Genomic DNA, 9859 nt, shown 5'->3' with positions numbered 1-9859 from the left:
GTTAACTAAGATGGTTAGCTAAAAACTGTATTTGATTCTTTAACTTGTCCTTGTTATACTCGAAAAAGCTCGGAAGTATAAAAGTTTATGCTGCTATTTTTTTTTCGGAAAAATAGGTTGTAATGGGAGACTCTTTGTTTTTCTAGACAAAAATAATTACTTTTTCAAAAAAACACTTTTCTATTTTTTTGTTGGGTATTTTATTCTCTGGAAGTCCCTAGAGTTACCATCTTAGCTGCCCATAAACCACTGAGTACCAGTAACTAAATAATAGGCTCCCGTCACCATCAGTGCCACGCTACCTAAACGGATAATCGTCTCGGAATGTTGCAATAAATTCCGGCTTTGTTTGGCTAGACCAGTAAATAAACTGGCCAAGAAAATGAGAATCGTATAACCAAGAGCATAACTAACCATGGTCAGGGTGCCGAGGACTTGAGAACCAGTAGCGGCAGCGGCGGCCAAAACAGCAAAGAGGACAGGACTAGCACAGGGAGAGCTAACAAGAGCAAAAGTTAATCCGACTCCGTAGGGGCCTGCTTGGGGGAGATTTAAGTTCATTTGCGGTAAAGGTAGCTTAATTACTCCCAATAACCACAGACCCATGACCGCCATAATCAAACCGACAACAATATTAATATAACCTCGGTACTCCACCATTACCGTCCCGGCAAAGGAAGAAACTAAACCAAAAAGACTTAAAATTGTCACCGCTCCTAGGACAAATAAACCTGCTTTGCTGAAGGCATCCCAACGAGATTCTATTTTCAGGGTGCCGATATAGCTGAGGTTAACGGGCAATAGTGCCAGAATACAGGGAGATATGCTGGCAATTACGCCACCCAAAAAAGCTAGGGGCAGTAAAACTAGAGGATTGTTTGTATCTTGTCGATCTAACCATTGCTGATAGCTATTTTCGATGATCGAGATTGCTCTTTCCAGAGGATGGCCGATAATTGGTCCGATAGTAAGGACTAAAATAAGAGCTAGAAGCCCTAAAACCAGATAAAATAATAATTTTTTCGATATTTTCGCTTTTTTGTCGGGTTTCAACCCTTCGACTGACTCCGATACTCGTCGCATAAAATTCTCCTGAAATGATCCAAAAAATAAAATTGCCCTGGGAGTCCTTGGCGATCGCTGGTACTCCCCAAGCTGGGCAATCTTCGACTATTTTTTATTAATAGCCGAGTTCAGTACGGAGGAATAGGCGGATTTATCGGCATTATTCCGGTATTGTGCCAAAATATTGCCCGTAGCGGGATCAATAATCGCAATCATGCCAGTTTGGGACTTATTCGCCTCAAAAAAACGACCTAGACCCAATTCTTGGGCTTTGCGGGCCGATTGGGCCGCTTTCGAGCGATCGCTGACATCTAAGACGATAAAATTAGCTTTACCCGCGTAATCTTTTTTAAGTTGGGAAAGAGTGGGTGCAACATTTTTACAGGCAGGACACCAACTAGCATAGATATCGACAACCACTGGTTTTCCTTGCAATTGTCGCGCTAAGGGACCGCCCACATTACCCTGTTTAGCAGCGCAGGGATTTTTCGAGGCACAGGGATCAGTGCCAGCGCAGGGATTTTTCGAGGCACAGGGATTAGCTTGGGCAATACTAAAAGTACCTTTACTGACCACTGAATCAGAATTAGTCAAGGTTTTCGCCGATGTTCCGGCCACCAGGGAAACCGTAACCGCTAAACTACTAAGACAAAGACCGAGCCATAATAACGCTGATGGTTTACGCATGAGTTAAATTTTCCAATTAAGATTAGAGATTTTTTGGTAAGTCAAGGGTATTACCCCGGAAGAATCCAGCTTGCCACCGGAGGAAACCAGTGTAGCTGACAGTTAAGATTAAATTCTAGAAACCTGAGTCTCAGATGAAGACCAGATAGATAATAGATAAAAAATCTGACTTTAACTGGCAATTGCCCTCATCCATCCAGGAGAATCGTCCTTCCATCTTTTCAGCAAAAATTCATCTACCGATCACGAAGGGATCATCTTTTCCCGAAATCTTGCTGATAAAATCAAGAAGAAACCCGTTAATTGCGGCTAAAAGACAACTTTTCGCCCTAATATGCTAATTTAAACCATTATTTCGCAACTATGACAGGAAACGACTGGTTGGTGGATAATCATGGGCAATGCTCGGCCTACGAAATAACCCCCACAAACTCCGAATTATCCCATCCCTACTGGCTCTATCGCTTTTTATCCGATCTCGAAGATACCTTAACCCAGATTAGCGATGATCGCTCACGATTAGAAGCAATTCGGATTCTAGTTCGCCAACTCTTAAACAATTCACCCTGGTTAGATATTCTTAGTCTAGAACCCAATCCCGAAACCGGTTGGGAGGTATTAACCCTCTACGATGAGCCATTTTTTCCCCTGACAGTACAACTGGTCGCTTGGTCTGTGGGTAGCACTTCCCCGATTCATAATCATGGTTGTTGGGGGGTAGTAGCTTTGTTAAAGGGACAGGAAAAAAACAGCTTCTGGCAACGTTCCCCCACCCCCGAATTACCGGATCAGATCAGAAAAGTCGGCGATCGCCTACTCGTCCCGGGTGATATTCTCTGCTTAATGCCAGCTGCTATTCACCATGTAGAAGCGATCGGAGATGAGCCAACCCTGAGCTTTAACCTGTACGGTGAAACTAACTATAGTCAGCGTTTCCAGTTCGATCTCGGACAAGGTACGGCGAAAAATTTTTAAATCTCCCTATTTTTGATCACTAACCATACACCCATGAAGCTACCTCGCCTTGTCGGCATTTTTGGGCAATTTTTGCCCAGTAAACCTGTTTCTACTAGCTCGCTTCAGTTTCGCTTAACCTTAGAACTATTGACCATCTCGATTATCGGACTTGGTAGCGTAGCCATTTGGGCCGGTTGGCAAATGGAGCAGAATTTAGTCGCTGCCCATAAACAAACTCTAGAATATATCGCCAAGCGTTTTCCTGAGCAGTTGGAAATGTACGCTCAGATGGGATCCCTGACTACGGGATTAGAAAAAACCATTGAGCGAGTCTCCACTGCGGGGTTAGTCATCTGGGTTAAAAACTCCGATGGACAACTGTTGGGACAGTCTACTAGGGTTGATGGCAATGTCACCGAGATGCGTGCGGCGGCATCCCTAACCAGAGTACCCGATGCACCCCAAATTATTCACTTTGATGGACGCGATATTGTTTTATGTGGCACTCCTCTGACTATCAAGGGTCAACTGTCGGGGAAATTGTATCTATCCCAAGATATCACGGCCGATCACCAGAAATATCAGGCGGGGTTATGGGGCTTATTTTGGCTGAGTATTCTCGTCCTATTGAGCTTAATTGTCTTAATTTCCCAACGGATCCGTCAGGCTATGTTGCCGCTGACCCGCATGAGTCAAATTGCTAGTGCCGTTTCTGCCGATGATTTAAATGGGGCGAAATTGCAACTCGAACAAGCGCCAGATGAAATTTTAGGACTAGCTACCGCTTTTAATCAGATGTTGTGGCGATTATCGGGAGCTTGGGAACAGCAACGTCAGTTTGTCGGCAATGTTTCCCATGAACTGCGTACCCCTCTAACAGTCGTGATCGGTTATTTACAAAGTCTCCAGCGACGCAGCACTAATTTAAATCCCTACCAACAGCAAGCTCTGGAAACAGCCACGTCAGAAACCGAGAGAATTATCCGGATGTTACAAGATTTGCTCGATCTCGCCCGTGCCGATAGCGGTCATCTCCATTTTCGCTCCCATCCTATTATTCTCAATACTTTGCTGACAGAAGTGGCGGCGATGAGTCAAAAAGTTAGCGATCGCAAGATGACTTTATTATTAACCAATGAAGATGTGGTAATTTGTGGCGACCAAGATCGATTACAGCAAGTTTTAATCAATTTGCTCGATAATGCGATCAAGTATTCTACCCCCGAGCAACCGGTCGATCTGATCTTAGAAAAGCAGGCTAATTCGGCTCTTATCCATGTACGCGATCGGGGAATCGGTATCTCTCTCTCCCATCAAAATCGCATTTTTGAACGGTTTTATCGGGTTGATGAGTCGATGACTCGCTCGCGAGACGGTACGGGTTTGGGTTTAGCGATCGCTAAAAGTCTAATTGAAGGAATGGAGGGTCGCATCACTCTCCGCTCTCAACCCGGTCAAGGCAGTACCTTTACTATCATTCTACCTCTCTGGCAACCGCAGTTATGAACGACCATATTCTTCTCGTGGAAGATGATCCCAAGCTCGCCGAATTTATCGCCACAGAACTTCATTTGGAAGGCTATCAAGTTACTATTGCTTCTAATGGCATGGATGGACTGAAAATCGCTAGGGATTCTTCACCAGATTTGTTAATTTTAGATTGGATGCTGCCGGTTATTTCTGGATTAGATTTATGTTTACGACTGCGAAAAACCGGGATGGAAGCACCGATTATTATTTTAACAGCTAAAGATGAAATCCCCGATCGAGTGACGGGCTTAAATGCCGGAGCCGATGATTATGTTACTAAACCTTTTAGCATGGAAGAACTCTTAGCTCGGGTGAAAGCTCGTTTACGTCGCACCCATGCCCAAGATTTAAATATATTTACTTTTGAAGATTTGACCTTGAATTGTCTTGCTCGGGAAGTGTATCGAGATAGTCAATTGATTGAATTAACGGCTAAAGAGTTTGACTTATTAGAGTTTATCTTACGTCATCCCCGGCAGGTACTCACTCGCGAGCAAATTCTCGAAACCGTTTGGGGTTACGATTTTATGGGCGATTCTAATATTATTGAAGTGTATATTCGTGCCTTACGGGTTAAGTTGGAGTCTGCTAATCCTAAACGTTTGATCCAGACAGTGCGAGGAGTAGGCTACGTTTTAAGAGATTATGCTTAATTGTGATTTATCAGAGGAACCGAGGGAGGAATTATTTAGCCCCGATTTGATCAAAAAGGCTGTAATAAATACTCTGATTAAACCTAGAGATGGGAAACATCGCTCGTCCATACCTTAAATTTTGTTAAATTTACTTGACCAAAAGAAGTTGTTAGGGCAGCATCGACGGCATCTAAGCCGCGAGTCATTAAAATTCGCCCGATTCTGGGGGTGTTATGACGAGCATCGAAAGTGTACCATTGATGGTCTAAATAGACTTCAAACCAAGCACTAAAATCCATCGGTAGAGGTTGGGGAGAAATACCGATATCTCCGAGATAGCCAGAGGCATAACGAGCAGGAATATTTAGGCAACGGCAAAAAGTCAAAGCTAGATGGTTAAAATCGCGACAAACCCCCTTTCTTTCCCGATAGACATCATAGGCGGTTTTTGTCCCCCGTGCGTATTCGTAACCAAAACGAATGTGACTATGAACCCAATCACAAACCGCTTGTACCCTTGCCCAACCGGGAGGAGTTTGTCCGAAAAGTTCCCAGGCAATTTCCGAAAGCAAATCCACTTCACAATAACGACTACTCATTAGGTAGGGGAAAACTTGGGTTGGTAACTCTGCTAAAGGAATTTCTTGGGCATTCCAATTAACAATATCGGGTTTCCATTCATTTTCGATAACCGCTTCATTGTGAACGCGGATCTGTCCGGCGGGTAAAATTAGACGACTGGTTCGATTACCGAAGCTATCTAAAAATTCTTCTATTTTTGTTGCTGGTTGCACCTGCAACTTCTCCGATTGTCTAACTTGATCTAAAATTGAGGGGTGTAGATAAAGTTTTAACAACATGACCACGGGTAAAGGGGCATCAAAGCCAAATTCATAACCAACATGGATTAACATTAGTCCTCCTATCTAGATGAAATTTTGTCAGGATTGGTAGAGATGAAACGCCAATAATCGCCAGACTGAAAAAATTTAGGCCCGACCACTTAGTTAAAAGTTTGGCTCTCCCAGGTTTGGTGGGTAAAATGTATTCTAAGATACATTCCTCCTAGCAAGGGGGTGGAACGAACCACAAAGACACAAAGGACACAAAGATCGATCCTATGTGAGTTAAACTTATCACACAGAACCTAGAAGAGCCAAAGTTTGAGGATAAAGTAATAGCCAAGCTGAAAACCGATAAGCTTTGTACAGAGTTACTTTTATTATAAACCGCCTCAACTAAAAGCTTTGTAACTTTGAAGACAAGCCATCGGCAGGATTAGAGCTATCGAAAAGAGTCTGGGGTGGATGGTTCCTCTAATGGACGGATTTCAATGGGGATGTAGGCTAGTTTAGCAAAAATCTTTTGTTGATAACTGACGGGCCACCATTCGTAAAGAAAAATTTCTAAAGGTCGCCAGAGGGCCACCCAACCACTAATTAATAATCCTTCTTCTAAGAAGTGAATAAATGTATCGGTGCCAAAACGACCAATTAATTCGCTGAGACTCAAACAAACAAAAAGAAAGGAGAGACCAATTAGCAAAGATATGCGTCCCTGTCGCCAAATTGTGCGTAATTTTCTTTGTTCTCCCTGTTGGCGATAGTCAAAATAATTATGTAAAGCTGAGGGTAACAGATTTCGGGCGGTGTTTTGTTCTGTACTGGGGAGATAAAAGACTAATTTAAGGGGGGTATTGAGGGGAAATTCATCCACAGAGTTAATAATATAATTTTCGGCGTTATCGTCTAAATCTCTATCTAAAAATGGCGAAGGATCCAAAGAATTAAAGACTTGCTGTAACTGATTAAGTTTAATTTCAATTAAGTAAGCTCCTTCCTCCTGTCGATAATAGGATTGTAATTTATTTACCATTTTAGGCATTAGTTATTAATGTTAAGCAAATGTGGCAAACTGACACAACTAAAATCTACTACTAGAAGTTACTTCATCTTGCTCATACAGGCTAAGGATTGAGCTATCTCTGAGAGTATTTTAGCTGTATCAGTCCCAGATCATTAATTTAATTTAGCGACCAAAACCAGCGTACCAAAAATAGGTAACCATGGGGATTACTGTGGCTAAAACCAGTAAAACTATCACCCAAATTGTGGCATTTTTATCGTCAGTTTCTTCTGCGGTAGTAAAGGTACTTTCGATATTAATTGTCGCTACTTCCGGCGGTCCGGGATCCGCTTCTCCAGAAAGTACCGCCGTTAGACGACGACTAGCATCGAGTAAAGCTTGATTATATTTTCCCCCATCTTTGAGGGGAACTGCCATAGTTTCCGAGAGGATACTATCAGCAATAGCATCGGTTAATAGGGGTTTTGCTTCCTCCCCAACCCGAATAGCAGTTTTATTGGTTAAAGTATCAAGGACGATGATAGTTTGATTGGCACGACCTTCGGAGTTAGGATACCATTCTCTCAGGATATCATCGGCTAAATTGTCAATTTTTTGACCGTAATCCAAGCGTCGGACTACCACCATTCTTACTTCTTGTCCGGTTTTTTCGGCGAGGTTTTTCAGATCTTTATTTAATTTTCCTTCGTTAGCGGCACTAATGGCCGAAACGGGATCGACCACATAAGTGGGCGCTCCAGAGCTTAAAATGGGGAGGTCATAGACTCCCATGGCAGCAGCCGGTGACAGAGAAACACCCAAGACTACACAGCAGGAGAGAAGGAGAGAAGCTAATAATTTGAGCATATTGATTCGGTAAAATTCCTATAGAACATAATAGGGGAAAAGTTTACTGTTTTTTGATTAGGGAGACGGGAAGTGGGGAAGTGGGGAAATGGGGTGATGGGGAAAATCAACTAATACCCTAAAACTCTACAACCCTAAAACCCAAACTGTTTTAACTGATAACTGATAACTGATAACTGATAACTGATTATGAGTGATTTTGAGGAACTAGAGTCTAAAAAACGGGAAAAAGCTCTAGAAATGCAGGCCTATCGCGATAATTTGCTCTCACGGGTGACAAGATTACTAATTTCTCAAGATATCCACTTGGCGATTGATCATACCCTAGAACTGCTCTGTCAATTTACCCAGAGTGCGCGCTGTTACATTATTCAATATTCCACCTGTCGTCAGCAGTGGAGTATGGTTTATGAATACTGTCACCCCGACTATCCCCAAGTTATCCCGATTAGGGAACAATCACAAAATCTCTCGACGGAAACCTTTCCCTGGTTTTCTGAACAATTATTAAACGGTATTCCAGTTAAACTGAACTCTTTAGACGATTTACCCGCTACTGCTATCCCTGAAAGAGCTATTCTCGCTAATAGTTCTACTCCCTGTCTCTTAATCGTTCCCATGTGGGATAGTTGTGGGGTAACGGTGGGTTATCTGGGATTGGATGCAAGTGCAGAAAAGCAATGGACAAAGGAAGATGTCACCTTTGTGCGGTTGCTGGGAGAATTAATTGCGATCGCACAAAGTAGATATGAAGCGGAAAAAGGATTAAAAGAGGCTAAAGAAGCGGCAGTTAAAGCAAATAAAGCTAAAAGTGAGTTTCTAGCTAACATGAGCCACGAATTACGCACTCCTCTTAATGCTATCTTGGGTTTTACTCGCTTAATATCCCGGGATAGCAGCATCAGCAGTGAATATCGGCAATATTTGGAAATTGTCAATCGTAGCGGGGAACATTTATTAGAGTTAATCAACGATATTCTAGAAATGTCGAAGATAGAAGCGGGAAGAACGGTTTTTAATCCTAGTAATTTCGATTTATACGCTCTTTTAGATAATATTGCCGAAATGCTACGCTCACAAGCGCAGGCAAAAGCTTTAAGCTTAATTTTTGATCGCAGCTCCGATCTGCCTCAATATATATGTACTGATGAAAGTAAATTGCGACAGGTGTTAATCAATCTCTTGGGTAACGGATTGAAGTTTACTGAGTCGGGAGGGGTGACTCTCCGGGTAAAATTAGGGGAGAAAAGAGAAGATTATCAGCGATTGCTCTGGGAAATTGAAGATACAGGCGCAGGAATCGCTCCAGAGGAGATTTATAAGCTGTTTCAACCCTTTAACCAAACGGAAACGGGACGAAAATCCCAACAGGGGACAGGATTGGGTTTACCTATCAGTAAAAAATTTGTTGAGTTGATGGGGGGTGCGATCGGAGTTAGTAGTATTCTGGGTCAAGGAAGTGTTTTTAGTTTTGATATTCAGGTGGGTTTGGTGGGGGAAAATGAGATTAAAACCGAAACCAATAGGGCAAAAGTTATCGCTTTAGCGGAAAATCAGCCTAAATATCGCATATTAGTCGTCGATGATCGACCGGAAAGCCGTTTACTGTTGCTGAAACTCCTGACTACCCTAGGATTGTCCGTGCAAGAGGCTGCTAATGGTCAAGAAGCGATCGCAATTTGGCAAGCATGGCAACCTCATCTTATCTGGATGGATATGAGAATGCCAGTTAAAGACGGTTACGAAGCAACTAGGGAAATTAGGAGGTTAGAGGCTGATAATCGCGGAAAAACGGTGATAATTGCCCTAACTGCCAGTGCTTTTGAAGAAGATCGCGCCTTGGTTATTGCCGCCGGTTGTGATGATTTCGTGCGTAAACCTTTCCGAGAGGAAGTTATTTGGCAAAAAATGGGCGAATATCTAGGATTAAAATATATTTATGCCGATAGTGAGCCAAATCAGCCCAATTATTCGCCAGTTTTCCTCGATTCCCTGCAATCCCTATTAAAATTAATTAGTCCCGCTTGGATTGGACAATTGCAACAAGCGGCGCGAGAATGTGATGATGAAAAAATTATCGCCCTAACCGCAGAAATTCCCCCCGATTATGCTACCCTTGCCCAAGGTTTACAACAGTTAGCCAGAGAATTTTCCTTTGATGCGATCGAAACCATAATTAAAGATTTAAACATATCTTAAGAGAGTATTTTATCTAGATCTCAAAAACGTGATATTCTAAAGGCATAAATCCCTAAATATGGCAATTTTAAAGG

9 protein-coding genes are annotated in these 9859 nt (G+C 42.6%); 4 read left to right on the top strand and 5 right to left on the bottom strand.

The genetic code is table 11. From position 1 onward, the window contains the following. Positions 1 to 231 precede the first annotated feature (231 nt). Both O9323_RS02930 and O9323_RS02925 read right to left on the bottom strand, forming a co-directional pair. Positions 232 to 1083, bottom strand: a complete 852-nt coding sequence (locus O9323_RS02930; RefSeq protein ID WP_002753681.1) for a cytochrome c biogenesis CcdA family protein — start codon at positions 1081 to 1083, stop codon at positions 232 to 234. Positions 1084 to 1170: 87 nt separating this feature from the next. Further along, on the bottom strand, positions 1171 to 1752 hold the full coding sequence (locus tag O9323_RS02925) for a TlpA family protein disulfide reductase (RefSeq protein WP_002753675.1): 582 nt from the start codon (positions 1750 to 1752) through the stop codon (positions 1171 to 1173). A 363-nt stretch (positions 1753 to 2115) separates the two neighbouring features. Here O9323_RS02925 and O9323_RS02920 point away from each other — a divergent pair, with 363 nt between their 5' ends. From O9323_RS02920 to O9323_RS02910, 3 genes are read left to right on the top strand one after another with little or no spacing between them, the layout of a single operon-like run. Then, positions 2116 to 2727: a cysteine dioxygenase family protein gene (locus O9323_RS02920; RefSeq protein ID WP_002753673.1), complete on the top strand. Its 612-nt coding sequence runs from the start codon at positions 2116 to 2118 to the stop codon at positions 2725 to 2727. A 33-nt stretch (positions 2728 to 2760) separates the two neighbouring features. Then, on the top strand, positions 2761 to 4215 hold the full coding sequence (locus O9323_RS02915; RefSeq protein ID WP_002753671.1) for a sensor histidine kinase: 1455 nt from the start codon (positions 2761 to 2763) through the stop codon (positions 4213 to 4215). Next, complete coding sequence (locus O9323_RS02910) at positions 4212 to 4892, top strand: response regulator transcription factor (RefSeq protein ID WP_002731739.1); 681 nt, start codon at positions 4212 to 4214, stop codon at positions 4890 to 4892. The genes O9323_RS02915 and O9323_RS02910 overlap by 4 nt, the downstream gene beginning before the upstream one ends. Positions 4893 to 4975: 83 nt before the next feature. Here the strand turns inward: O9323_RS02910 and O9323_RS02905 are convergent, their stop codons facing one another. The 3 genes from O9323_RS02905 to psb32 form a co-directional block, all read right to left on the bottom strand. Then, on the bottom strand, positions 4976 to 5788 hold the full coding sequence (locus O9323_RS02905; protein WP_149107634.1) for a transglutaminase-like domain-containing protein: 813 nt from the start codon (positions 5786 to 5788) through the stop codon (positions 4976 to 4978). Between the two features lie 370 nt (positions 5789 to 6158). Then, positions 6159 to 6758, bottom strand: a complete 600-nt coding sequence (locus O9323_RS02900) for a hypothetical protein (protein WP_193978144.1) — start codon at positions 6756 to 6758, stop codon at positions 6159 to 6161. A gap of 144 nt (positions 6759 to 6902) precedes the next feature. Then, positions 6903 to 7586: a photosystem II repair protein Psb32 gene (psb32, locus tag O9323_RS02895; protein ID WP_149107817.1), complete on the bottom strand. Its 684-nt coding sequence runs from the start codon at positions 7584 to 7586 to the stop codon at positions 6903 to 6905. A 189-nt stretch (positions 7587 to 7775) separates the two neighbouring features. Here psb32 and O9323_RS02890 point away from each other — a divergent pair, with 189 nt between their 5' ends. After that, positions 7776 to 9785 carry a GAF domain-containing hybrid sensor histidine kinase/response regulator gene (locus tag O9323_RS02890; RefSeq protein ID WP_288124663.1) on the top strand — a complete coding sequence of 670 codons (2010 nt, stop codon included), beginning with the start codon at positions 7776 to 7778 and terminating at the stop codon, positions 9783 to 9785. The last annotated feature ends 74 nt before the right edge of the window (positions 9786 to 9859 follow it).

Origin of the sequence: Microcystis sp. LE19-131.1A (genome assembly GCF_027532015.1) — a bacterium.
Taxonomy (GTDB): Bacteria; Cyanobacteriota; Cyanobacteriia; order Cyanobacteriales; family Microcystaceae; genus Microcystis; species Microcystis ichthyoblabe_A.
Note: the sequence above shows the minus strand (reverse complement) of the source record. Positions and strands in the feature narration are given on the sequence as shown.